The sequence below is a fragment of the Rhizobium sp. BK529 genome, from assembly GCF_014194105.1.
Taxonomy (GTDB): Bacteria; Pseudomonadota; Alphaproteobacteria; order Rhizobiales; family Rhizobiaceae; genus Rhizobium.
Genome location: NZ_JACIAU010000006.1, coordinates 44,155 through 66,973 on the forward strand (window position 1 = coordinate 44,155; position 22,819 = coordinate 66,973).

The window sequence follows — 22,819 nt, forward strand, 5'->3', positions numbered from 1 at the left end:
CCGCAGCCCCCGCGATGCGGGGAGGAGATGATCACATGACCACAGTTGCGACCACGGATCCGGTCCTGACGTCGAAGTCTTCAAGCCGCACGTCCATTCGCGGCCGCTTGCAGGATGCGCTGCCGAAGATCGTCCTGGCGCCAAGTTTCCTCATCACAGTGATCTTCGTCTATGGCTTCATCGTCTGGACGGCCTATCTCTCCTTCACAAATTCCAAGACTTTTCCGTCCTATGTGCTGACCGGCACGCGCGCCTACGAGCGGCTCTGGCGCTGGACCTTCGAGAGCGATCCACCGTCCTCCTGGTACACGTCAATCACCAATATGGGGATATTCGGTTTTCTCTATATTTTCATCTGCCTAGGGCTTGGCCTGCTGCTGGCGATCCTTCTCGACCAGAAGATCCGTGGTGAAGGTATATTGCGGCCGATCTTCCTCTATCCGATGGCGCTCTCTTTCATCGTGACAGGCGTCGCCTGGAAGTGGTTCCTCGATCCGGGCCTCGGGCTCGAGCAGACGCTGCATCAATTCGGTTGGACGAGCTTCCATTTCGACTGGATCAAGAACAAGGACTTCGTCATCTACACCGTCGTCATCGCCGGTGTCTGGCAGGCCTCCGGTTTCGTCATGGCAATGTTCCTCGCGGGCCTGCGCGGTATCGACGGCGAGATCATGAAGGCGGCGCAGATCGATGGCGCATCGCCCTTCCAGATGTACCGGCGCATCGTCATTCCGATGCTGCGGCCGATCTTCCTGTCCGCTTTCATCGTGCTCGCCCATATGGCGATCAAGTCCTACGACCTTGTGGTCGCGCTGACATCGGGTGGGCCGGGTGGCTCGGCATGGCTGCCGTCCAACTTCATGTACGAATACACATTCAAGCGGAATGAAATGGCTGTGGGTTCTGCAAGCGCGATCATCATGCTGATGACCATCTCGGCGATCATCGTCCCCTATCTCTATTCCGAACTGAGGGAGAAGGCGCGATGAGCAGCATTACTTCTTCCGAGATCACAACCTCGCAAGGCGGCAATAGCGGCCGCTGGATCGGTCGCATCATCATCTACGGCCTGCTACTGATCTTTGCCGTTCTCTATCTGATGCCGCTCTTCGTCATGCTGACGACCTCGTTCAAAACGATGGACGAGATCCAGAATGGCAATATGCTCGCCTTGCCGCAGGCGCCGACATTTGATCCTTGGTTTAAGGCTTGGGGCGAAGCCTGCGTAGGCCTCACCTGCGCTGGCATCAAGGGCTATTTCTGGAACTCGATCAAGATGGTCGTGCCGGCAGTTGCCATCTCGACCATTCTCGGCGCGCTCAATGGCTATGTGCTGACCAAGTGGCGGTTTCCCGGCCATACACTGGTTTTCGCGCTGATGCTCTTTGCCTGCTTCATCCCGTTCCAGTCGGTGCTGCTGCCGATGGCAACCATTCTCGGCGCGCTCGGCCGTTTCGGCACCACGCTGCAGAATGCCACGGGGCTGAGCTTCGGTTTCGGCAATTCGACCGTCAATCTCGTCTTCGTGCATGTCGTCTATGGTCTCGGCTTCACGACGCTGTTCTTCCGCAATTTCTACGAGGCCTTTCCGACGGAACTGGTGAAGGCGGCGCAGGTCGATGGCGCGAGCTTCTTTCAAATCTTCCGCCGCATCATGCTGCCGAATTCGCTGCCGATCATCGTGGTGACGGTCATCTACCAGTTCACCAATATCTGGAACGATTTCCTTTTTGCCTCGGCCTATGCCGGCACGGGCGATTCCATGCCTATGACAGTGGCACTCAACAATGTCGTCAACACTTCGACCGGCGTGGTCGAATACAATGTCAACATGGCTGCGGCGATGATCGCGGCTGTTCCTACGCTCATCGTCTATATCCTCGCCGGCCGCTATTTCGTGCGCGGTCTAATGGCGGGCGCCGTCAAAGGGTGATCCATGGCTTTCCTCGAAATCTCCGGTCTCAAAAAGCGCTTCGGCGCCGTCGACATTCTCAAGGGGATCGATCTGGAGCTCGAAAAGGGTGGCTTCCTTGTGCTAGTCGGCCCTTCCGGCTGCGGCAAGTCAACGCTGCTGAATACGATCGCCGGGCTTGAAGCGATCACATCAGGCGAAATCCGCATCGATGGCCGCGCCATCAATAATCTGCATCCTTCCAAGCGCGATATCGCCATGGTGTTCCAGAGCTATGCGCTCTATCCGAACATGACGGTTGCCGGCAACATCGCTTTCGGCATGGAAATCCGCGGCGTGCCGAAGGAGGAGCGCGAAAAGGCGATCAAGCAGGTCTCCGACATGCTGCAGATCGGCCATCTGCTCGATCGCAAGCCCTCACAATTATCAGGCGGCCAGCGTCAGCGCGTTGCGATGGGTCGTGCGCTGGTGCGCAATCCGCAGGTCTTCCTGTTCGACGAGCCGCTCTCCAACCTGGATGCGAAGCTGCGCGTCGACATGCGCACGGAAATCAAGCGCCTGCACCAACGCATGGGGACGACGATCGTTTACGTCACGCATGACCAGATCGAGGCGATGACGCTGGCGACGAAGATCGCTGTCCTGAGGGATGGCGTGCTGCAGCAATTCGGCACGCCGGCAGAGATCTACAACAGTCCGGCCAATGTCTTCGTTGCCGATTTCATGGGATCGCCGGCCATGAACCTGCTCAATGCAACCGTTGAGAACGGCGCCGGCGGGCTACAGGTATCGCTGGAGCGGCCGAATGGCGAGCCGTTGAAGCTGCCAGTCAATTCGGGCAATAACAGCCTGACCGGTTATGCCGGCAAGCAGGTAATTTTCGGCATCCGCCCCGAAGCGCTGACGGATATTGACGGGGCTGACCGGAAGGCGAAGTCGGTCGTCCATGGCGACTGTGCCATCGAGGTCGTGGAACCGGCCGGTTCCGACACCTTCGCCGTCACCAAGCTCGGCGGCAAATCGGTCGTGGCCCGCCTTGGCGCCGACGCCGGTATCATGCCCGGCCAGAATACGCGCCTGGCCTTCAATCTCGACAAGGCGGTGTTCTTCGATCCGTCCAGCCAGCTCAGGATCGCGTAAAAGTCGTCAGACGGCAGCTACGGAAATGCTAACGGTCGTGAAGTGGCTGGACGCCGTTTCCACCGTGATTTCGCCCGTCAGGCCCGTTGCCTCCAGCCAGAAGCCAGCCGTGCCGCCTTGCAGCGGAACACTCGTCGGACCGATGATCTTGGCCGGGCCGTTGACCTTCAGCGTGACGACATCGTTCAGGAAGGGCAGGCGCTGGCCGCGCTGATCGAGCGCCCGGATGACGACGCGGGTCGTATCACGTTCGCGAGCCTTCAGCGTAGTACTGTCGGGCGCGACTTCGAGCGTTGTTGGCAGGGGATCGGCTGCGAGCGTCAGTGTGGCGACCGGCTCTCCATTGATGAAGCCGGTGAATTCGCCGTCGATCCATTCCAGACCCCAACGGCCGAGTTCGTCCTGGGTGAAGTGGCGATGATCCAGCACGATCGGCGGATGCGGCAGGTGCGGATAATTTTCGCGATCCGGACCGATGCGCTTCGTCAGCGAGCCGTATTTCAGCTCCACCTCGTCGCAATTGGTGAGGATAATCAGCGGCAAGACGCCGCCGATGCTGCGTTCGCCGCGCGCCCAGAAGGTGACCGGCTTCATGATGATTTCATCGGAAGGGTCGCACTGGCTGGCATAGACATAGGCTGCGAATTTCGGCTCGCGGAACATGTCCATGACGCCGTGATAGCAGATGCGGTCACCGGAGCCAAAATCCTTATGCGTATTGTAATCGAACATGCACCAGCCGATGGCACCTGAAATATCTGGATCGCCATAGGCGGCATTCAGCACTTCCAGATGGCGACGCACATGCTCGGCCTGGCGCTGCTCTGCATCATACATCTTGGTCGGATGCATGTGGCCGTTGAACTCGGTGATGATATAGGGAACCTTGTAGGACAAGCCGGTAACTTCCTGCTGACTGCGGAGCGCCGTGCGTGGGCGGTTGGCGCCGGGCAGCTCCTCGTTGCCGAGGATAAAGTCGTTCATCGTATAAACGTCTTCCAGCAGTTCGCTTTCGGTGAGGTAACGAACGCCGCCGGTCTGGCGGGTGGAATCGAGCTCGTGGGCCAGCCTGTTGGTTGCGGTGTAGAAATCGTGGCTATCGAGCGACTCGTTGATGCGCACGCCCCAAATGACGATCGACGGATGGTTCCAGTCGCGTTCGATCATACGGCGGACGTTTTCGATTGACTCGTTCTGCCAGTCGAGATCGCCGATATGCTGCCAGCCGGGGATTTCTTCGAACACGAGCAGGCCGATCCGGTCGCACTGGTCGAGGAACCATTTCGACTGAGGATAGTGCGAGGTGCGCACGATGTTGCATTTCAGGACTTTCTTCATGATCTCGGCGTCGCGCTCCTGGGCAGAGCGGCCGGCGGCATAACCGACATAGGGAAAGGCCTGATGGCGGTTGAGGCCACGAAGTTTCACGGGAACGCCGTTGAGGAGGAAGCCTTCCGGCGTGAATTTGGCGGTACGGAAGCCGAAATGGGCGGAGGTTCTGTCAGAACCGTGTTCGGTCCTGAGATCGACCGAGATTTCGTAAAGCGCCGGGTTAGAAAGGTCCCAGAGTTCGATGCCGGTCAGTCCGCCGAAGGAGAGTGTCGTCACGGAACCGATCGTTTCGCCGGCGGCACTTGCAAGCACGGTGCCGCTTGCATCCTTCAGCGAGGCCGTCACGGTCGCCGCATAGGTCAGGCTCTGGGGGTTGGCGATATCGACGCGGACTGTTGCCGATTTCACGTCGGACAACACGTCGTGGGTCTCGATCTTGAGATTGCGGATCGAAACCTTGTCGGTGACCTTCAGCCAGACATCGCGATAGATACCGGCATAGGTGAGATAATCGATACGACCGCCGAAAGGCGGGATGGCGGGGTTCTCGCTGCCGTCGATCTTGACTGTGATCAGGTTGTCGCCCCTAAGCAGCTTGCCGGTGAGACGAGCCTCGAAGGGCGTGTAACCGTCCTTGTGGGCAATGATCTCTTCACCGTTCAGATAGACGACGCTATCGGCCATAGCGCCATCGAAGACGATGGAAACTTCGCGGCCCTCGAATTCCGGCAGCCAGCGCAGAACCTTCTGATAGGTGAAGGCGCGCTGATAACGCTTCTCGTCGAAATAATTGAAGGGCAGCTCTACGGCCGTGTGCGGCAGACTGACCATATGATCGCCATCGAAAGTCTCGGTCAGGCGCTGACCGAAGCCTTCGTGGAAGCTCCAGGATTCATTCAAGGAAACGATTGAGCGCATCTCAAGCCTCTCCGCCGGCGGCAGGGGAAAGGCAGCGCGCTGCGGCGGCGCGTGAACGGGTGATCATCGGTATTCCTCCTCGAAACGAATGACTTTACCGACCCTCAGGCGGTCGAACCCCAGCGGGGCGTGCAGGTAAGCGTGATGCTGTGCGAACCTTCGTCGCCGGCCTCGTGGCGCTCGATCACCTCGACGACGGCGTCCATGAAGGCGGCATGGTCGAGGCTCAGTGTCGTCAGGTCGTTGCAGTCCCAGCCGGCCATGGCAATACCATCCTGGCCGACGATAGCGATGTCTTCGGGCGTATTCTTGCCGAGCACTCGGCGGGCGGCATCGCGCGCGCCGATCGCCATCACGTCATTACCGCAGATGATTGCATCGACCTTGGACCGGTGCAGCAGCAGAACCGCTTCCTTGAAGCCGGAATCATAGGAATAGTCGCCGAAGGCTTCCGCTTCGAAGGCAAGGCCGTGCCGGGCGAGCGCGTCGGCAAACCACTTGCGGCGAAGCTTGTCGATCCAGCTCGACTTGGTGCCGGCGAGATAGGCGAAGCGCCGTTTGCCGTCGCCGACGATCTTGTCGATGATCTCGCCGGCGCCGACGGAGCCATCAATACGCACATTGGATACATCCTCGTTCTCAAGTGGTTCGAAGGAAACGATGATGGGTCTCGTCGTGTGGAAGATATCAACGGCATCCTGCATCGAGACCATGTCGGAGAAGATGACGACGTGATCGACCTGATAGGTCGAGGCGAGCCGCATGAGTTGCAGGCGGTCCGAATGATCGGCGCAGCAGAGAAGGATGGGCAGGAGCTGGCGGGCTTGCAGGCGGTGGACGAGAAGCTGCTGCTCTTCGGCTTCGCAGGGGTTGCCGATTGCATTGACGACGAGCGCGACGAGCCGTGAGCGCTGGTTGTTCAGCGAGCGGGCGATCGCATTCGGCTGGTAACCATATTCGCGAGCAACGGCGAGGATACGGTCGCGCGTCGCGCTGCCGATCCTCGAATCCGGCGAAAAAGCTCGGGAGATCGTCGCAGATGAGACGCCGGCAAGTTTCGCCAATTCCTTCGAAGTGATCCGCCGCCTGTTCGTTCCGCTCATCGCCTGCGCCTATCCGGCAATCCTGACGGGTGCACCGTCGGCTGCTGCCGATTCCTTGATTGCATCCCAGAGCCTAGCGAATCTGAGACCCATTTCAACGGAGCCGGAATTTTCCATCGTTCCGGCGCGGATAGCGAGGAAATTCTTCATGGGATTGCCGAGAATTTCGGCCTCTTCGCGCGGTTCGCTGTTGCGGCCAACGCTGATTTCGCGCCAACCGCCCCAGGCGTCGATGCGCACGATCGCCTTGGAATAGAAGAAGGTGATGTAGGAGGCGCAGCCGGGAGGGCCTTCGCCGGCGGCCGTCAGTGTTGCGAGCGCGCCATTCTTCAGCCGAGCGGAAACGGCGGTGGCTATATCGACCTTTTTGCCGTGGTTGTTCATATAGGCGGAGACGCAGTCGAAATCGGAATTGGCGAGCAGGCAGACGGTGTTCATCATGTGCGCGCCGGTATCGAACATGAAACCGCCGCCGGAGATGTCCGGCTGCTGTTTCCAGTGGCCGTCATAATTGGAAGACCAGCTTTCCCAGATCATGCCGGATATGGCGATCAGCTCGCCGAATTCACCTGACAGCGCCCGCTTGCGCGTATCGAGCACCAGCGGCGAAAGCCCACCCTGGAAAGCTGTGACGATGGTGACGCCGCTCTTCTTCTGCGCCGCGATCAGCGTTTCGGCCTCGGCGACCGTGGTCACCATCGGCTTTTCGAGGAAGAGGTCGAGACCTGCTTCGGCGACGGCCGTCGCCTGCTCCGCATGAAAGGCGTGCGGGGTGGAGACGTAGACGATATCGAGCTCATCGCGGCATTGGGCGAGCATGTCGCGATAGTCCTCGAAGCTCTTCGGCTCACCCGTGCCAGCTGCCGTGCAAACGTCAATGAGGCGTTTGCGGGAAGATTCCGTCGTGTCGGCCACGGCCGCGAATTCGATTTCCGGCATCTTCGCCCAGCTATGGGCATATTCAGCCGCTTTCAAGCCGGCGCCGATGACGCCGAGCCGCAATTTTCGAAACATCGAAGTCCTCCCTGATATTGTTGTGCAAACGATTACACAAACGAAACGCCTGAGGCAAGCTATAAATTATATAATAAAATCAATAGTATAAATTTGCATTGAACAGGGTTCTAAAAATCACCTTGTCACTATCTAGAATGCGTGTACATTTTCTTCACCGGTGCTGGAGGGCGCCGTTGCTCTAAAAAAGGGAGGACTTCCGTTGAAGAAGACGGTTATCGGTGGCCTGTGCGCCATCCTGCTCAGCGCTGTTTCGACGCTGGCCCATGCTGAAACAATCCGTATCGCCAATCACGGTCAGGCCGGCATCGACGCCATGAAGTCGACCGTCGAGCGGATCGAGAAAAAATACGGCGTAACCATCGAGGTCGTCGAATATCCGGCGCCCGATAAGGACTATCTCACCAAGCTGTTGACCGAGCTTGGTGCAGGTAATGCACCCGATCTCTTCTCCATTCCGACGACGGCCGCCGTTGCCGATATGGTGGAAGCCGGCTACCTCGCGCCGATCACCAGCGAATTCAAGGCCTGGGACGGCTACGCCAATCTCTATGACGTCGCCAAGCAGCTCGCTTTCAGCCCCGATGGCGAAACCTATGTGATGCCGTTCATGCTCGGCATTCAGGAAATCTATTACCGCAAGGACGTCCTCGAAAAGGCCGGCATCTCGACGGAACAGCCGAAGACCTGGCAGGAGCTGCTCGACCGCGCAGCCGAAGTCAAGCAGAAGACCGGCTCTTACGGTCTGCTCTTTCCGCCCGGTGTATCCTGGGGCAGCGGCGCCTTCGATGAAGGCTTCCAGCACCTGATCGTCGGCTCCAAGACGCCGCAGCTCGTCGATGCCGACGGCAAGCTCGATCTGAACGGCGAAGGCGTGAAGGATGTCTTCAACGTTTACAAGACGCTGATCGACAAGGATCTGATGCCGGTGCAGCCGCTACTCGGACCGGAGCCGTGGGTTGTACCGAAGTACGAAATGTTCCCGGCCGGCAAGCTTGCCGCCACCACCTGCGGTTCCTGGTGCTACATTTTCGACTGGGGTCGTGAGAGCAAGAATCCGATCCCCGACGTGACCAAGATCGTCGGCACATGGACGGTCCCGGGCCAGAGCGGCGGTCAGTACGTGCTTGCCAACCTTGCTGCTCCGTGGGCCGTCAACTCTAAGTCTGCCAATGTGGAACTTGCCAAGAAGGCGCTGATGGAGATCGGCTCTGTCGAAACGCAGGTCTCTTACGCTGCCCGCATCGGCAATATCCCGGCCAGCAAGGATGCCGCCAAAAATCCGGAATTCCAGAAGCTGACGGAGCTCGTTCCGATCCATGCTGCTGCTGAAAACGGTGCCTTCCTGAAGCAGGCTTCCGGCTTCGGCACTGTCGCCGAAGGCGTGGCGCGTGCCACCGAGGCCCTGCTGCGCAAGGAAACCGATGCTGCCGGCGCCCAGAAGATCCTTGTCGATTACGTCAAGGAAACGCTCGGCGACGACATGGTCAAGTAAGCCACTGATATCTTCCTCCCGCCGAGACGGGGGACGCGGCACAGTCGCCGCGTCTTCCCGATTTCATTCGATAAGGTTGTCAGCTTCAATGGCCCGAAACTCTCATGAAAAGCGAACCGAGCGCCAACTCCTGCTGGTTCTACTGCCGTCGCTCATCTTGCTTCTGGCCTTTGTGATCTATCCTGCCCTCTATTCCGTCTATCTGAGCTTCACCAATGAAGCGCTGACGGGCGCTGCAGCGCTGCGGCCGCGTTTCGTCGGCATCCGCAATTATGTGCGGCTCTTCAACGATGCGAAGTTCTGGAATTCGCTGTTCGTCACCTTCGTCTTCGTCATGGGGTCGGCCGTCATCGGGCAGTTTGTTCTCGGGCTGATTTCGGCGATGGCGCTGCGCCGGCCGATCCGTTTCCGGCGGTTCTTTTCCTCGATCATCCTTCTGCCGAATGCGGCACCGGAAGTCGTCGCCGGCTTCATGTGGATTTCGATGCTGGCGGGCGGCGAACACGCCACATTGTCGCGCATCGTTGCCTTCTTCGGCATCAATCCGACTGACTGGCTGAATGTCTTTCCGCTGTCGATGATCATTATCGTCAATACCTGGCGCGGCATCGCCACCGCCATGATCCTGCTGACGGCTGGTTTGAGCACCATTCCCTCTGAAATCTACGAGGCGGCGCGCATGGATGGCGCGACACCCTCGCAGATGTTCCGTCGTATCACCCTGCCGCTGATGATGCCGACGATCCTGCTCTACATGCTGATCTCGGCCGTCTCGACCATTGCCGTCTTCGGCCTCGTCTATGCGCTGACGCGCGGCGGGCCGGGCGGGGCGACGGAGGTCGTCAGCATCTACATCTACAACCAGTCCTTCACGGCCTTCCAGCTCGGTTATGGCGCTGCGGTCGCGGTCGTCGCGCTCATCATCTCGCTGATCCTCGGCATCGGCTATGTGCGCGCCATGAAGGTGGAGTTCTGACATGACCGCTATTTCCCCGAGCGAAGGCGCCAACAAGACCCGCTCCGATCTTCTCGCCTACGCCACGCTGTCGATCATCTCGATCTTCTGCGCCGTGCCCTTCTTCTGGGTGCTGCTCGCCTCCTTCGATGGCAAGGCGCAGCTCTTCCTGCGCTGGCCGGATCAGTGGACGCTCGCAAACTATGTGCGCGTCTTCACCAAGGAAGACGGAGCGAAGTGGCTGTTCAATTCGCTCTTCGTCGTCGGCGGCGCCACGCTGCTCGTTATGGTGCTGGCAGGGCTCGGCGGCTATGCGCTGTCGCGCACCCGTGCCTGGTGGAAGCTGCCCTTCCTCTACGCGATCCTCTTGATCCGCGTGCTGCCGCCGACGGCCCTGGTCGTGCCGCTCTATAAGTTCCTGCTGACGCTCAACAATGCGGAAGGCGCCATTCTTAGGCCAATCTTCGGAAGCTACGCCCGCGACATCATGCGCTGGACGGGTTTCATCGACGGCTATCTCGGCCTCATGCTTGTGCTAGCCACGATGCAGCTGCCGCTGGCGCTTTGGATCATGAAGACCTTCTTCGACGGTCTACCGCGCGACTATGAGGAGGCGGCGGTCATGGACGGCGCGACGATGATGCAGCGCATCCGTCGGGTACTGATCCCGCTTGCCATGCCAGGGCTGGCCGCTGCCGGGCTCTTTGCTTTCATGTCGGCCTGGGGCGATTTCCTGCTGCCGCTGATCTTCCTGTCTTCGCCGGAGCTGCAGACACTGCCGCTCGGTCTCTTCCGCGCCTTCCTGCGCATCAACGAGATCGATTACGGCCTGCTGACGGCGCTGGCCTTCATCTACCTGCTGCCGGCCGTCGTCGCCTTCGGCTTTGCGCGGCGCTTCCTCGTCCAGACCTTCGCGGGCGGTGTGAAGGGTTGAGATCAAGAAAGAGAAACGAATGATCAATGTCAGAAACGTTCGCAAATTCTACGGCGCGCTCGAAGTCATCAAGGGCGTCGATATCACGGTGGAAGACGGCGAATTCGCTGTCTTCGTTGGCCCGTCCGGCTGCGGCAAGTCCACGCTCTTGCGCATGATCGCCGGCCTCGAAGGCATCGACGAGGGCGACCTGGTGCTGAACGGCCAGCGCATCAACGATGTGCCGCCTGATAAACGCGGCATCGCCATGGTGTTCCAGTCCTATGCGCTCTATCCGCATATGACGGTCGCGGAAAATATCGGCTTCTCGCTCAGCCTGAAGAAGGTGCCGGAAACAGAGATCAAAAAACAGGTGGATGGCGTCGCCGAGATCCTGCAGCTGACCGATTATCTCAATCGCAAGCCGGCCGCCCTTTCCGGCGGCCAGCGCCAGCGCGTGGCGATTGGTCGTGCGATCATCAAAAAGCCGTCCCTGATCCTGTTCGACGAGCCGTTGTCGAACCTCGACTCGGCGCTGCGCGTACAGATGCGCGCCGAGCTGCAGCGGCTGCATCGGGAGCTGAAGGCCACCGTCGTTTACGTCACACACGATCAGGTCGAAGCGATGACGATGGCCGACCGTATCGTCGTCCTGAACAAGGGTGTCGTCGCCCAGCAGGGCGCACCGATGGAGCTCTACCATCAGCCGGAAAACGAGTTCGTCGCCACCTTTATCGGTTCGCCGAAGATGAATGTGCTGCCGATGACGGCGACGCGGAGGGACGCCGGCAAGGTGCATCTGGAAAGCCCGCTCGGCCTTGCGATCGACCTCTCGGATGCCAACGGTTCCGTGCCGCAGGGCGAGGCGAAGCTTGGCATTCGGCCGGAACATTTGAAGCTCGCGCCGCAGGGGCAGGGCGATTTTGTAGCGGAGGTTGTCATCGTCGAGCGGCTTGGCGTGGAGACCTATCTGACGGTCGGTTCGCAGCAGCAGCCGATCGTCGTGCGCGCCGAGGGCGACGTGACCATCCGTCCCGGTGACCGGGTGTCGCTCACTGCCGAGCGCGCCGCCTGCCATCTGTTTGATCCCGCCGGCCGGGTTGTCCGTTCGGCCCAAGCTTGAAACAAGAGGAATGACATGACAATCAAGGTCACGATCTGGAACGAAGGGCGTCACGAGCAAGTACACAAGGAAGTTCAGGATATTTATCCCGACCGTATCGACGGCGCGATCGCCGCCGGTATCGCCCATCCCGATTTCGAGATCCGCCGCGGCACGCTCGACGATCCGGACGAAGGCCTGCCGGATTCCGTGCTCAACGATACTGACGTGCTGCTCTGGTGGGGGCATATGGCGCATGAGGACGTCAGCGACGGGCTGATCGACCGCGTGCAGCAACGGGTGCTGAAGGGCATGGGTCTGCTGGTCTTACATTCCGGCCATCACTCCAAACTCTTCCGCCGGCTCATGGGCACCAATGCCAATCTCTCCTGGCGCGAAACCCCGGAGGGTGATCTGGAACGTGTCTGGGTGGTCAATCCCTCGCATCCGATCGCCGAGGGCCTGCCGCCCTATTTCGAGGTCAATGCTTCGGAAATGTATGGCGAGCCCTTCGATATTCCGCAGCCGGACGAACTGGTCTTCATCTCCTGGTATTCCGGCGGCGAAGTATTCCGCAGCGGCTGCACCTTCCAACGCGGCCGCGGGCGCATCTTCTTCTTCAGCCCCGGCCATGAGACCTATCCGATCTATCACGACAAGATGGTGCACAAGGTCATTTCGAACGGCATCCGCTGGGCACAGCAGAAGCATACCGACGGCCGCATCCTGGAAAACTGGCACCGCAAGGAGCCGCTGCACGGCCGGCCGGACAAAGTGAAGGCTTAAACGGCTCTTCCCGCGGGGACTGGGGCCTGATGGCTCTGGCCTCCCTGGGCGACAATGATGGAGTGAAGAATGCAGACCCTATCGATAAAGGCTAGCGGCGATGCCTTTCTCAGCAAGGCATTCTGGGTTGCCATCCATTGCGACTTGCCGCAGCGGCTGGATGCGCTGGCGAGGCTTGCAGCCGAGCGGCCCCGATATCTTCGCCTTCGAAAGCAGCCACAAGATCGCCGAGCGCTGCAATGTCTCGCAGGCCAGCGTCATCCGCTTTGCGCATCATCTCGGTTTCGACGGCTTTGCCGAGTTGAAGCAGATCTTTCAGCAGGGTCTGCGGGCTGGGGCGCAGAAATAGTTCGTCGCGCCTACGGGTACTGTGCCCCGTTCGTCGTCGTATAGATCGAATAGAGCGATTGCGTCGCAGTGATGAACAGGCGGTTCTTCTTCGGGCCGCCGAAGGTGATGTTGGAGACGGTCTGCGGTACCTTGATCTTGCCGATCAGTGTCCCGTCAGGGGCAAAACAGTGCACGCCGTCAGCCGCACTCGTCCAGAGATTTCCCGAGATATCGAAACGGAAACCATCAGGCACACCGCTGTCGATCGAGCAGAAATAGCGGCTGTTTGCCAGCTTGCGGCCGTCGACCACATCGAAGACGCGGATGTGGCGCGGGACGTCATGATTGGAGGAGCCGGAATCGGCGATAAAGAGCTGTCGCTCGTCCGGGGAGAAGGCGAGGCCGTTCGGCTGAATGAAATCGGTGACGACAGCTTCGATTTCGCCGGTCGCAGCGTCGATGCGATAGACGTTGTGGGTTTCCTGCTCTTTCGGAGACTTGTGGCCTTCATAGTCGGACATGATGCCGTAGCTCGGATCGGTGAACCAGATTGAGCCGTCGGACTTAACCACGACGTCGTTCGGGGAATTCAGGCGCCTGCCGTTGTAGCTGTCTGCGAGAACGGTGATGCGGCCATCCGGCTCAGTCCGGGTCACGCGGCGGCCGCCATGCTCGCAGGAAACGAGGCGGCCCTGCCGGTCGCGGGTATTGCCGTTGACGTAATTCGAGGGCGAACGGAAGACGGAGACGGTGCCATCCGGTACCCAGCGCATCATGCGTTCGTTCGGAATATCGCTCCAGATGAGGCAGTTCAGATCGGAGAACCAGACCGGTCCTTCGGCCCAGCGACAGCCCGTGTAGAGCTCTTCCAGCATCGCGCTGCCGACGATCAAGGCGCCGAAACGCTCGTCTCTGATATCATAAAGCTCGTTTCCGGCCATGCCCGATTCCTCCCAGATCGATATCGCCTCTTCGTAGCCGCAAACGGCAAAACGTGCCAGAGCCCGGCTGTAAAAAGCGCGGGCTCCGGGGCGCCTCAGAGGGCCGCGACGGGATGGGGGGAGCCGTCATAGGCGCCCCAGATCGACTGGTCGAAGCAGATGACCGAGCCGGTCATCAGGCCGGATTCGGCTGACGAGAGATAGGCGCAGGCGCGGGCAACTTCTTCCGGATCGACCAGTCGACCGAAGGGCTGGCTGGCGGCGGCCTTGGCGAGCCAGTCGTCCGACGCCTTGTGAAATTCCTTCTGGATGCGATCTTCGCCCTCCGAGGCCATCCAGCCGATGTTGAGGCCGTTGACGCGGATGCGGTTGCGCAAGAGCGCGTAGGCGGTGTTCTTGGTCAGCGTTTCCAACGCGCCTTTGGAGGCGCAATAGGCGGCGATGAAAGGCTGGCCCGCCTTGGCGGACATAGAGCCGATATTGACGATGGTGCCTTCGATCTTCTCGCGTCGCATGACCTTCACGGTTTCCTGCATGAGGAAGAAAGGCGCGCGGACGTTGACGGCGAACATGGCATCGAAGAGTTCGGGGCTGGTGTCGAGGATTGTGCCCCGATCGGTGATGGCGGCAGCATTGACCAGCGCATCCACGCGGCCGAAGGTCTGGTCGCAGACATGGACGACGTTCTGCGCATCCTCCACCTTGCCGAGATCGGCTTTGACGTAGACGACTTTCGCACCGGTCTTTGCCGATATCTCCTCGGCTTTCGCTTTCCCCTTGGTCTCGTTGCGGCCGCAGATGACGATGCCCCTGGCGCCGCGTTCGGCAAAGAGGCGGGCGATGGTGGCCCCTAGGCCCTGTGTGCCGCCGGTGACGATGGCGATCTTGCCGTCGAGGCGGGCGTAATCCGTGCTCATATGTCTTCTCCTCCTGATGATATGCAAATGGCCCCTCGCCGGAAGCGAGGGGCACTGGGATCAATTTAGCTAGGCTCAGGGTCAGCTCAGCTTCTTGGCCGCCTGGTCGGCGAGGGCTTTGGTGAATGTTTCATCGCTCCAGCCTTCTTCCAGCGCCTCGTGCATCAGCTGTGCCTGTGTCTTCGGCGCGAGGCCGCCGAGCGGCGGGTCGCGGTCGAGATTGGTCGGGAAGGAATAGCCTTCTGCACAGCATGCGACGGCATTGGCGATCTCGCCGGCCGAAAGCCTGCTCTTCAGCGCCTTCAGGGCGGGGAAGAGTTTTGCGCTCATGCGTTCGCGATTGACGGTTTCCATGGCTCGGCCGAAAGCCGAGGAGACCTGAAGCAGGTTCGCCACGCGTTTGATGTCCTTCGAGCGGTTGGTGCCGGCAGCGTGGAAGAGGGCGGGGTTGAAGAATACGACATCGCCCTTTTCCAGCGGCAGCTGGATATGGTTCTGCTCGAAATAATCCTTGAATTCCTGGCGCTTGAGAGCGAGATAGCCCGGCTCGTAAGTCTGGCTGTGCGGCAGGAAAAGCGTCGGGCCGCTTTCGAGCGGCATGTCGCAATGGGCAACCGCACCCTGCAGGGTCAGTACCGGCGAGAGGCGATGCACATGGGCCGGGAACTGCTCGATCACTTTGGAGGACTGGAAGCCGAGGTGGTAGTCGCGGTGGGCGGATTGCGCCGCACCGCCGGGGTTCACCCGGTTGACCTGTGCCGTCATCTGATAATGCGGGCCGAGCCATGCCTCGCTTGCCAGCGCCACGATGGTATTGCCGTAATAGCGGGCGAAATTTTCAGGGTCTGCCAGGCAGTGTTTTTCCAATGAATTCCAGATGCGGTCATTGGCGCCCGGTTTGGCAAAATGGTCGCCGCCGCCAGTGGATGTGCGGTGCTGCTCCTCAATGATCTCTTCGAAGATGGTGCTCGCCCGGTCGATGATGCTGGTGTCTTCATAGGCACGCTTGAAGACGACGACACCGGGGCCGATGCCGAAGGCTTCGCAGATTTCGGCGAGAACGGCGCGACGGCCTGCCGGCGTAGACGCCGCTTCGATCACTTTGCGGCTGTTGTAGATCAGCACGTTCTTCTCGACGGCAGAGGCCGTCGGGTAATCGGCGAGCAAGGTGGTCTTTTCTGCGAGTGCGCGGAAATCGCTGAGATCGCAAGCGTCTTCGGTGAGCCAGACGCGATCGGCGCGCAATTTTTGCTGGTTGTCTGATTTCATCGGGTACTCCTCCATGTCCGATGAAGGGGACTATACGCCGCCGGCGATCCTGATGTAGATCAGGAATCCATCAAAAAACCATCAGAATTCCGGGAGTGAAGATCGCCGTGGCTCATCGCTTTCTCGTCAAGGATATCGCTTTTCAGGCAGGCCTCAGCACCGCAACCGTTGACCGGGTGCTGAACGGCAGGCCCGGTGTGCGGCGGCAGACGGAGATGCGGGTGAAGGCGGCAATCGCCGAACTCGAAAAGCAGGCGGGAGCCGATGTGGCCGGCCGCAAGCTTGCGATCGATATCGTTATGGAGACGCCGGAGCGGTTCAGTACTGCGGTGCGGGCTGCCTTCGAAACGGAGGTCGCGACCTTCCTGCCGACGGCTTTTCGCTGCCGTTTCCATTTCGCCGAGGTGATGCGCGCTGCGGAGCTGGTGCAGCTTCTCGACCGTATTCGCCTACGCGGCACGCATGGCATCGTGCTGAAAGCGCCTGATGTGCCTGAGGTCGTTGCCGCCGTTGCGCGGCTCGATGCGGCCGGTATTCCCGTCGTCACGCTCGTGACGGACCTGCCGAATTCGGCGCGATCAGCCTATGCTGGCGCCGACAATCGAGCAGCGGGCGAGACGGCGGCCTATCTTATCGGCCGGCTTCTCGGACCTGCGGGCGGCAAGGCACTGGTGACGCTATCGAGCGGCCGGTTCCGGGGCGAGGAGGAGCGCGAGATCGGCTTTCGCCGGGTGATCCGGGCGCATTATCCTTCGATCGGCATTGTCGAGGTCAGCGAAGGGCACGGTACCGATACTGCGACAGGCACGCTCGTTGCGGCAGCCCTCGCCGGTGATCCTGATATCAATGCCGTCTATTCGGTCGGCGGCGGCAACCGCGCGGTGCTTGCGGCTTTCGAGGCTGCGGGCCGGGCAGTCTCGGTTTTCGTGGCGCATGATCTCGATGCCGACAATCGCGCCCTGCTTGTCGAACGGCGGATCGATTTCGTGTTGCATCATGATCTCAGAACCGATGCGCGCTCGGCCTTTCGTGCGATCATGGCCCGCGCCATTCCCGCCACCCGGACGGCGCCGGTTGCGTTCTCGGCCGTCGAAATCGTCACACCCTACAATATGCCGGCAATGCAATGATGCGTTGAGCGAGCGCTTCGGGTTGATTGTCTTTCCATCTGCCGCAGATTCGCGTTACAGCTTGCAGCGAATGAGGAGAGCGTATGGGCTATAGCGATATCGGCACAATCGCAGCATGGGTGACGGAACAGGGCTTGAACGGCGCGACCGAGGCGGAGCTGCTCGCCGGCTTCTGCGAGGTCTGCCGCAATGCGGGCATGCGCCTCGATCGGGCCATGGCGCTGATGGATACGCTGCATCCGGTTCATGAAGGGCGCGCCTTCCGCTGGGATAGTGAAAGTGAGGCGAATTTCGAAGGCGAATTCGAATATGGCCCTTCAGGCGAAGGCCAGGGACTGGAAACCTGGCGTCGCTCGGCTTTCTACCATCTCTGGACGAGTGGCGACCGCGAGGTGCGGCGCAGGATCGGATTCGGCGATCCGACCGATTTCATCATGCTGGACCAGATTCATGCGCTCGGCCATACCGATTACATCGCCATGGCGCATCATTTTGCCCAGGCCGGTACGATCGGCGAGATGGACTGTTTCTTCTCGCATTTCTCAACCAAACATCCTGAGGGTTTCTCCGATCAGGACCTTGCCGTCCTGCGCAAGCTGGTGCCGGTGCTGGGGCTGGCGATCAAATGCGTGGCGCTTGCCCGCATCGCTCGCACCATCGCCGAAGTCTATCTCGGCGAAGATGCCGCGCGCCAGGTGATGGAAGGCAAGATCTCACGCGGCAAGACCGAGCGGATTTCAGCCGCACTCTGGTTTTCGGATCTGCTGAATTATACGAAAATATCAGACAATTCGCCGCCCGAAGATATCATCCCGCTGCTCAACGAATATAGCGAAGTCGTGATCACCGCGATCCATGAGGCCGGCGGCAATGTTCTGAAACTGATCGGCGATGGAGTGCTCGCAATCTTCAAAGGTGAGGAGCCATCGGAAAGCTGTTCGGCTGCCCTGCAGGCAGAGCGGCTGGTGCGGCAGAAGCTCGCGGTTCTGAATGCCGCACGCGAGGCGGATCGGCGGCCGACGACCGATGTCTATATCGGCCTGCATATTGGTGACGTTTTCTACGGCAATATCGGCAGCCAGGATCGTCTGGACTTCACAGTCATCGGGCCGGCCGTCAACGAGGTAAGCCGTATAGCCTCCATCTGCCGGTCGGTCGATCTCAACGTGCTGATGTCGTCGGATTTTGAATCCGCGATCCCCGAGGCAGAGCGCAATGTTCTCGCCTGCGTCGGCCGTTACGCGCTGCGCGGCGTCAAGCGTCCACAGTTGCTCTACACGCTGGAGAGTGCGCGGCTGAACAGCTGAGTGGCAGCCCTTTATCTTGACGCCATTGCATGTCATTTTTTTTATGGAGCTTTAGGTGTCTGCATAGGATGAAGGAGATGCAGGGGCATTTTTTCGGCGCACTATGGAAAATGTCAGATCTTGATAGATGCAGATCTCACTGACAGATTTCCGCGTTCGGTTAGATAATCATGCAAGTTATGCAACCTATTCACCTGATCGGCGAGCCAAGGCATGTTCATTCCGCCGAAGAACGGCCTTAGCGCAGCAACCCCTGCCCGCCATCGATCCAGACCGGCGTGCCGGTAATATGGCGCGCGCGCTCGGAGGCCAGGAAAAGGATCGTTTCGGCTACATCGTCGCTCGATCCCGCCTTGCCGCCGGTAATCGGGATTTCCCCTTCCGGCCAGATGACGGGCACCTCGGTTTCCTCGCGATGACGTGACGCTGTGTTGGCGGCGATGCTGGTTTCGATCGCGCCGGGGCACACGGCGTTGACACGTATGCCGTGTTTGCCGAGTTCCAGCGCCAGCTGCTGGACTATGGCTACCTGGGCGGCCTTGGTGGCGGCATAGGCTGTGGCGCCCGGCGTGGTGAAGGTGCGCGTGCCGTTGATGGAGGAGACGACGACGATCGAGCCGCCATTCGTCTTCAGGTAGGGCACGGTGAGATGCAGCGTCATGTATGTGCCGCGTAGGTTGACGGTCATTGTCCGATCCCATTCATCCGGCTTGAGATCGTCGATCGGCGCCCAGACACCGTTGATGCCGGCATTGGCCACGACGATGTCGATGCCGCCGAAACTCTCGGTCATCTTGTCGACGGCGGCGCGCATCTGGGCTTCGTCGCTTGTATCGGCGGTCAGTTCGATAGACTGACCGCCGGCTGCGATGATCTCATTGCAGGTCTGCAGCACCTCGCTTTCGGTGCGACTCAGCACCGCAACTTTGGCGCCTTCAGCGGCGAGCTTCAGTGCAGTCGCCTTGCCGATGCCCGAACCTGCGCCTGTGACTAATGCGATCTTTCCCTGCAGCTCCATGGGCCGCTCCTCTCTGCTGTTGCCGGTAAAGGCAATGATCGGGGCGACTGTTGGTTCCGGACCGGACGTGTGACGGAAGTTATTTCAGAACGCTATGGCGCAGCGCCCATTTTTCCGGTCCGTGGACGGCGGCAAAGAGCAGGCCGGCGAGGAAGGTGAAGTGATCGATGAAGAAGCCGAATTCGGCCTGGTTCTGCTGCCAGTGCGAAGGGCCATGGAAAGAAAAGGCAAGGAAGATCACGTAGATGCCGGCAAGCAGGCTGGCTTCGGTGAAGAAGGCGCCGGTAATGAAGGCAAGTGCCAGCGCGATCTCGAAGAAAGCCGCGACCCAGGCAAGGAATGTCGGCGCGGGAAAGCCGGCCGACGTTATGTAGGCGGCGGTCGCCCCGATATCGGCAAATTTGAAGCCGGCGGCCATGAAGAAGATGAAGCTGAAGATGATGCGGGCGATAAGAATTGCGACTGTTCTGGCCATGTGAAATCTCCTCTTAGAGTTTCCATTATGACGGATGAGTGGTTCATGATCCGACAAGGCGGATGAAAAAGGACCACTTTCGCGGCCCCTTGCTTACCACTCGGCAAAGCTGCCGTCTTCACGGCGCCAGGGCATCGACATTCACGCGAGCGCGAGCGGGCAGTGCGGCGCGATCGCCGCCAGGATCAGGGTGGATGCGCGGCCGGCGCCCGGGCACGCCGAGTTCTTTTCGTCGCGTTTTGTTGCGGGCTCAATCTGATGTCGTCTTCCGCGGATAGAGGACTATATTGCCGGTCGGAAGGGCGGAATGTCCTTCGCGGTGGAGCGTTGCGGCGCTTCGAAAATCAATCGAAACAGGAGGACGGCATGCAGATCAATCGCACAGGTTCGGCCCAGTGGTCGGGCGGTCTCAAGGACGGCAAAGGTCAGATCTCGACCCAGAGCGGCGCGCTGAACAACTACCCCTATGGCTTTGCAAGCCGCTTCGAAGGAATTCCCGGCACCAACCCGGAAGAGCTTATCGGTGCTGCTCATGCAGGCTGCTTCACCATGGCGCTGTCGCTGATCCTCGGCGAAGCCGGCCTCAAGGCCGACCATATGGAAACGTCTGCCAGGGTTACTCTCGAAAGCGTCGAAGGTGGTTTTGCCATCACCGCCATCCACCTGTCGCTGACGGGCAGCATTCCCGGTGCCGACCAGGCAAAGTTCGAAGAGCTTGCCGGCATGGCCAAGGCCGGGTGCCCTGTTTCCAAGGCTCTCTCGGCCGTTCCGATCACGCTCGACGTCAAGCTCGCCTGATCCTTAAAGCCTGTTTTCGTTCTGATGCCGCAGCCTCCCGGGGTGCGGCATTTTTGTTTGCATCGTAAGATCATTGACAATTGAAGGATGATATTTTACGACTGACGAAATTCGAATTTCGTCAGTCGTAAAATATCAGGCCTGAAACCCATGAATGACATCGCGGAAAACACGCTGGACGTCACACGGCAGGAAAATATCACCCGCATCCTCGATGCGGCCGAGCGGCTTTTCCGCCACTACGGATATTCGAAGACGACGGTCGCGGATGTCGCCCGCGATCTCGGCATGTCGCCTGCCAATATCTACCGCTTCTTCGCCTCCAAGGTTGAAATCCACCAAGCGATCTGCGGCCGGATGCTGGCAACCAGCTACCAGCTTGCATCCAATATCTGCCATCAGAAGATCAGCGCTTCGGACCGGCTGCGCCAGTTCGTTCGCAGCCAGTATCAGCTGACGCTCGACACCATGCTCGACCAGCAGAAGGTGCACGAGATGGTGATCGTCGCCATCGAGCGTGACTGGCATGTTATCGAAAAACACATCGATGACATCCATGCGTTGCTTGCCGATGTCATCCGCGAAGGCATCGCTGCCGGTGAATTCGCCGAACAGGATCCAGAGGTCGCCTCCCGCTGCTTTGGGGCGGCGACCGTCAATCTCTGCCATCCGCAGATGGTAGCCCAATGTCTTGCCAAGACGAACCGGGCAGCCGTCGAAGAGCTGATCGAATTTGCGATCAGGGCACTGAAAAAATAAGCGCGGCCAAGGTCGCCCAAGAAAACCCGAAACAATCAGGAGCGCGAAAGATGTTTTCGCTCAAGGCCTTCAGCAACCGCATGCCGTCCGTCATGAGCCTCGCGCTTGTCAGCGCGATCGGGGTCGGCGTTGCCGGCTGCACGGAAGAAAAGGCAGAGGTCAAGGACGTGATCCGTCCGGTCAAAGTGGTCGAGGTCGCCAAGGCTGGTGATACCCGCACGCTCGATTATTCCGGCTCGGTGCGCGCGCGCACGGAAATGAACCTCGGTTTCCGGGTCAATGGCAAGATAACCGAACGTCTTGTCGATATCGGCGAGCGGGTGAAGCCCGGCGATGTCCTCGCCCGGATGGATTCGACCGATTACGAACTCGCCGTGAAGACCGCCGAAGCCAATCTCGCTGCTGCCGAAAAGGCCGTCGAAACGGCCGATATCGCCAACCGTCGCGCCGAACAGCTCTTTGACAAGAATGTTGCGCCGAAATCGCAGGTCGAGCAGGCCTCACTCACTCACGATCAGGCGATTTCAACCCGCGATGCAGCCGTTTCCGCGCTCGATCAGGCGAAGAACCAAGTGAGCTATACGGAGCTCAAGGCCGATCACAACGGGATCGTGACGACCATCAATGCCGATGTGGGCCAGGTCGTGGGATCGGGAACGCCTGTCGTCACCGTCGCTGTCGACGGTGAGAAGGAAGTGCAGATCGCGGTGCCGGAAAACGATATCGCCCAGTTCAAGCCGGGTAAGACCGTGAAGGCGGGCTTCTGGGCCGACAGCAAGCTGGTGCTCGATGGCACGGTTCGCGAAGTATCCGGCAGCGCCGACCAGCAATCCCGCACCTTTGCGGTGCGTGTCAGCCTGCCGAACGATCCCCGTGTGCTGCTCGGCATGACGGCGACGATCGAGGCCAATGTCAGCAACAGCGATACTTATGTTTCCATTCCGCTCAGCGCGCTCGCGCAGAAGGACGGCAAGCAGGTCGTCTGGACTGTCGATCGCGGCACGGAAACCGTTCATATCAGAGATATCGAGGTGGTGGATTTCACCGGCGACGGCGTACGCGTCGCCAAGGGTCTCGATAGCGGCGATCTCGTCGTTGCCGCCGGCACGCAATTCATGAGCGAAAACCTGAAGGTCAAGCTTCCCGACCAGCAATCGGCTGCCGCCGAAACGGATGCAGCCGTCCGCTGAACGGCCAGGAAGAGG

22 protein-coding genes are annotated in these 22,819 nt (G+C 59.9%); 14 read left to right on the forward strand and 8 right to left on the reverse strand.

The genetic code is table 11. The features are described from left to right. Window positions 1-35 precede the first annotated feature (35 nt). Genes FHX08_RS27765 through FHX08_RS27775 form a run of 3 tightly spaced genes read left to right on the forward strand, consistent with a single transcriptional unit; the run spans window position 36 to window position 3,052 of the window. The gene (locus tag FHX08_RS27765) at window positions 36-989 is read left to right on the forward strand and encodes a carbohydrate ABC transporter permease (RefSeq protein ID WP_132657188.1); all 954 of its coding nucleotides are present in this window, start codon (window positions 36-38) and stop codon (window positions 987-989) included. After that, window positions 986-1,933 carry a carbohydrate ABC transporter permease gene (locus tag FHX08_RS27770; RefSeq protein ID WP_132657186.1) on the forward strand — a complete coding sequence of 316 codons (948 nt, stop codon included), beginning with the start codon at window positions 986-988 and terminating at the stop codon, window positions 1,931-1,933. Before FHX08_RS27765 ends, FHX08_RS27770 begins: the two co-directional genes overlap by 4 nt. 3 nt (window positions 1,934-1,936) lie before the next feature. Further along, entirely contained in the window at window positions 1,937-3,052 is a 1,116-nt protein-coding gene (locus tag FHX08_RS27775) for an ABC transporter ATP-binding protein (protein ID WP_132657184.1), read from the forward strand. 6 nt (window positions 3,053-3,058) lie between these two features. On the opposite strand, the gene FHX08_RS27780 is transcribed toward FHX08_RS27775, so the two are convergent. The 3 genes from FHX08_RS27780 to FHX08_RS27790 form a co-directional block, all read right to left on the reverse strand. Beyond that, window positions 3,059-5,302 carry a glycoside hydrolase family 2 protein gene (locus FHX08_RS27780; protein WP_132657182.1) on the reverse strand — a complete coding sequence of 748 codons (2,244 nt, stop codon included), beginning with the start codon at window positions 5,300-5,302 and terminating at the stop codon, window positions 3,059-3,061. Window positions 5,303-5,406: 104 nt separating this feature from the next. Continuing rightward, a complete protein-coding gene (locus FHX08_RS27785) occupies window positions 5,407-6,405 on the reverse strand; it encodes a LacI family DNA-binding transcriptional regulator (protein WP_184328067.1) in 999 nt (332 codons plus the stop codon). A gap of 9 nt (window positions 6,406-6,414) precedes the next feature. Further along, window positions 6,415-7,419 (reverse strand): Gfo/Idh/MocA family protein, encoded by a 1,005-nt coding sequence (locus FHX08_RS27790; protein WP_132657178.1) that lies wholly within the window; start codon window positions 7,417-7,419, stop codon window positions 6,415-6,417. Window positions 7,420-7,621: 202 nt separating this feature from the next. On the opposite strand from FHX08_RS27790, the gene FHX08_RS27795 reads away from it, so the two are divergent. The 6 genes from FHX08_RS27795 (at window position 7,622) to FHX08_RS27820 (ending at window position 13,019) form a co-directional block, all read left to right on the forward strand. After that, on the forward strand, window positions 7,622-8,914 hold the full coding sequence (locus FHX08_RS27795) for an ABC transporter substrate-binding protein (protein WP_184328068.1): 1,293 nt from the start codon (window positions 7,622-7,624) through the stop codon (window positions 8,912-8,914). Window positions 8,915-9,002: 88 nt separating this feature from the next. Then, on the forward strand, window positions 9,003-9,890 hold the full coding sequence (locus FHX08_RS27800) for a carbohydrate ABC transporter permease (RefSeq protein ID WP_132657175.1): 888 nt from the start codon (window positions 9,003-9,005) through the stop codon (window positions 9,888-9,890). A gap of 1 nt (window position 9,891) precedes the next feature. Further along, entirely contained in the window at window positions 9,892-10,803 is a 912-nt protein-coding gene (locus tag FHX08_RS27805) for a carbohydrate ABC transporter permease (protein WP_132657173.1), read from the forward strand. A gap of 19 nt (window positions 10,804-10,822) precedes the next feature. Further along, window positions 10,823-11,905, forward strand: coding sequence for an ABC transporter ATP-binding protein (locus tag FHX08_RS27810; protein WP_132657171.1), 1,083 nt, complete (start codon window positions 10,823-10,825; stop codon window positions 11,903-11,905). Between the two features lie 15 nt (window positions 11,906-11,920). Then, complete coding sequence (locus tag FHX08_RS27815; protein ID WP_184328069.1) at window positions 11,921-12,670, forward strand: ThuA domain-containing protein; 750 nt, start codon at window positions 11,921-11,923, stop codon at window positions 12,668-12,670. A 160-nt stretch (window positions 12,671-12,830) separates the two neighbouring features. Then, window positions 12,831-13,019, forward strand: coding sequence for a MurR/RpiR family transcriptional regulator (locus FHX08_RS27820; RefSeq protein WP_165911957.1), 189 nt, complete (start codon window positions 12,831-12,833; stop codon window positions 13,017-13,019). A gap of 10 nt (window positions 13,020-13,029) precedes the next feature. On the opposite strand, the gene FHX08_RS27825 is transcribed toward FHX08_RS27820, so the two are convergent. From FHX08_RS27825 to FHX08_RS27835, 3 genes are all read right to left on the reverse strand, one after another. Continuing rightward, window positions 13,030-13,941: an SMP-30/gluconolactonase/LRE family protein gene (locus FHX08_RS27825; protein WP_132657165.1), complete on the reverse strand. Its 912-nt coding sequence runs from the start codon at window positions 13,939-13,941 to the stop codon at window positions 13,030-13,032. A 95-nt stretch (window positions 13,942-14,036) separates the two neighbouring features. Continuing rightward, window positions 14,037-14,858, reverse strand: coding sequence for an SDR family oxidoreductase (locus tag FHX08_RS27830; RefSeq protein ID WP_132657163.1), 822 nt, complete (start codon window positions 14,856-14,858; stop codon window positions 14,037-14,039). A gap of 81 nt (window positions 14,859-14,939) precedes the next feature. After that, window positions 14,940-16,127: a phytanoyl-CoA dioxygenase family protein gene (locus tag FHX08_RS27835; protein WP_132657161.1), complete on the reverse strand. Its 1,188-nt coding sequence runs from the start codon at window positions 16,125-16,127 to the stop codon at window positions 14,940-14,942. Between the two features lie 107 nt (window positions 16,128-16,234). Between FHX08_RS27835 and FHX08_RS27840 the strand changes: the two genes are divergently transcribed. Continuing rightward, window positions 16,235-17,257, forward strand: coding sequence for a LacI family DNA-binding transcriptional regulator (locus FHX08_RS27840; protein ID WP_184328070.1), 1,023 nt, complete (start codon window positions 16,235-16,237; stop codon window positions 17,255-17,257). A gap of 83 nt (window positions 17,258-17,340) precedes the next feature. Beyond that, complete coding sequence (locus FHX08_RS27845) at window positions 17,341-18,564, forward strand: adenylate/guanylate cyclase domain-containing protein (RefSeq protein WP_132657159.1); 1,224 nt, start codon at window positions 17,341-17,343, stop codon at window positions 18,562-18,564. Between the two features lie 238 nt (window positions 18,565-18,802). On the opposite strand, the gene FHX08_RS27850 is transcribed toward FHX08_RS27845, so the two are convergent. Both FHX08_RS27850 and FHX08_RS27855 read right to left on the reverse strand, forming a co-directional pair. Then, on the reverse strand, window positions 18,803-19,582 hold the full coding sequence (locus FHX08_RS27850; protein ID WP_184328071.1) for an SDR family NAD(P)-dependent oxidoreductase: 780 nt from the start codon (window positions 19,580-19,582) through the stop codon (window positions 18,803-18,805). A 79-nt stretch (window positions 19,583-19,661) separates the two neighbouring features. Further along, window positions 19,662-20,057, reverse strand: coding sequence for a DoxX family protein (locus tag FHX08_RS27855; RefSeq protein ID WP_132657157.1), 396 nt, complete (start codon window positions 20,055-20,057; stop codon window positions 19,662-19,664). 366 nt (window positions 20,058-20,423) lie between these two features. On the opposite strand from FHX08_RS27855, the gene FHX08_RS27860 reads away from it, so the two are divergent. The 3 genes from FHX08_RS27860 (at window position 20,424) to FHX08_RS27870 (ending at window position 22,804) form a co-directional block, all read left to right on the forward strand. Then, the gene (locus FHX08_RS27860) at window positions 20,424-20,855 is read left to right on the forward strand and encodes an OsmC family protein (protein WP_184328072.1); all 432 of its coding nucleotides are present in this window, start codon (window positions 20,424-20,426) and stop codon (window positions 20,853-20,855) included. 150 nt (window positions 20,856-21,005) lie between these two features. Next, window positions 21,006-21,614, forward strand: coding sequence for a TetR family transcriptional regulator (locus tag FHX08_RS27865; RefSeq protein ID WP_132657155.1), 609 nt, complete (start codon window positions 21,006-21,008; stop codon window positions 21,612-21,614). A 50-nt stretch (window positions 21,615-21,664) separates the two neighbouring features. Beyond that, window positions 21,665-22,804 (forward strand): efflux RND transporter periplasmic adaptor subunit, encoded by a 1,140-nt coding sequence (locus FHX08_RS27870; RefSeq protein WP_132657154.1) that lies wholly within the window; start codon window positions 21,665-21,667, stop codon window positions 22,802-22,804. Window positions 22,805-22,819 lie beyond the last annotated feature (15 nt).

What these genes read in the sequence shown, in the direction of transcription:
- FHX08_RS27845 (WP_132657159.1), top strand. Translation starts at nt 17,341, where the DNA reads ATGGGCTATAGCGATATCGGCACAATCGCAGCATGGGTGACGGAACAG.
- FHX08_RS27815 (WP_184328069.1), top strand. Translation starts at nt 11,921, where the DNA reads ATGACAATCAAGGTCACGATCTGGAACGAAGGGCGTCACGAGCAAGTA.
- FHX08_RS27810 (WP_132657171.1), top strand. Translation starts at nt 10,823, where the DNA reads ATGATCAATGTCAGAAACGTTCGCAAATTCTACGGCGCGCTCGAAGTC.
- FHX08_RS27835 (WP_132657161.1), bottom strand. Translation starts at nt 16,127, where the DNA reads ATGAAATCAGACAACCAGCAAAAATTGCGCGCCGATCGCGTCTGGCTC.
- FHX08_RS27800 (WP_132657175.1), top strand. Translation starts at nt 9,003, where the DNA reads ATGGCCCGAAACTCTCATGAAAAGCGAACCGAGCGCCAACTCCTGCTG.
- FHX08_RS27775 (WP_132657184.1), top strand. Translation starts at nt 1,937, where the DNA reads ATGGCTTTCCTCGAAATCTCCGGTCTCAAAAAGCGCTTCGGCGCCGTC.
- FHX08_RS27785 (WP_184328067.1), bottom strand. Translation starts at nt 6,405, where the DNA reads ATGAGCGGAACGAACAGGCGGCGGATCACTTCGAAGGAATTGGCGAAA.
- FHX08_RS27855 (WP_132657157.1), bottom strand. Translation starts at nt 20,057, where the DNA reads ATGGCCAGAACAGTCGCAATTCTTATCGCCCGCATCATCTTCAGCTTC.
- FHX08_RS27825 (WP_132657165.1), bottom strand. Translation starts at nt 13,941, where the DNA reads ATGGCCGGAAACGAGCTTTATGATATCAGAGACGAGCGTTTCGGCGCC.
- FHX08_RS27765 (WP_132657188.1), top strand. Translation starts at nt 36, where the DNA reads ATGACCACAGTTGCGACCACGGATCCGGTCCTGACGTCGAAGTCTTCA.
- FHX08_RS27805 (WP_132657173.1), top strand. Translation starts at nt 9,892, where the DNA reads ATGACCGCTATTTCCCCGAGCGAAGGCGCCAACAAGACCCGCTCCGAT.
- FHX08_RS27770 (WP_132657186.1), top strand. Translation starts at nt 986, where the DNA reads ATGAGCAGCATTACTTCTTCCGAGATCACAACCTCGCAAGGCGGCAAT.
- FHX08_RS27820 (WP_165911957.1), top strand. Translation starts at nt 12,831, where the DNA reads ATGCGCTGGCGAGGCTTGCAGCCGAGCGGCCCCGATATCTTCGCCTTC.
- FHX08_RS27870 (WP_132657154.1), top strand. Translation starts at nt 21,665, where the DNA reads ATGTTTTCGCTCAAGGCCTTCAGCAACCGCATGCCGTCCGTCATGAGC.
- FHX08_RS27865 (WP_132657155.1), top strand. Translation starts at nt 21,006, where the DNA reads ATGAATGACATCGCGGAAAACACGCTGGACGTCACACGGCAGGAAAAT.
- FHX08_RS27780 (WP_132657182.1), bottom strand. Translation starts at nt 5,302, where the DNA reads ATGCGCTCAATCGTTTCCTTGAATGAATCCTGGAGCTTCCACGAAGGC.
- FHX08_RS27860 (WP_184328072.1), top strand. Translation starts at nt 20,424, where the DNA reads ATGCAGATCAATCGCACAGGTTCGGCCCAGTGGTCGGGCGGTCTCAAG.
- FHX08_RS27790 (WP_132657178.1), bottom strand. Translation starts at nt 7,419, where the DNA reads ATGTTTCGAAAATTGCGGCTCGGCGTCATCGGCGCCGGCTTGAAAGCG.
- FHX08_RS27850 (WP_184328071.1), bottom strand. Translation starts at nt 19,582, where the DNA reads ATGGAGCTGCAGGGAAAGATCGCATTAGTCACAGGCGCAGGTTCGGGC.
- FHX08_RS27830 (WP_132657163.1), bottom strand. Translation starts at nt 14,858, where the DNA reads ATGAGCACGGATTACGCCCGCCTCGACGGCAAGATCGCCATCGTCACC.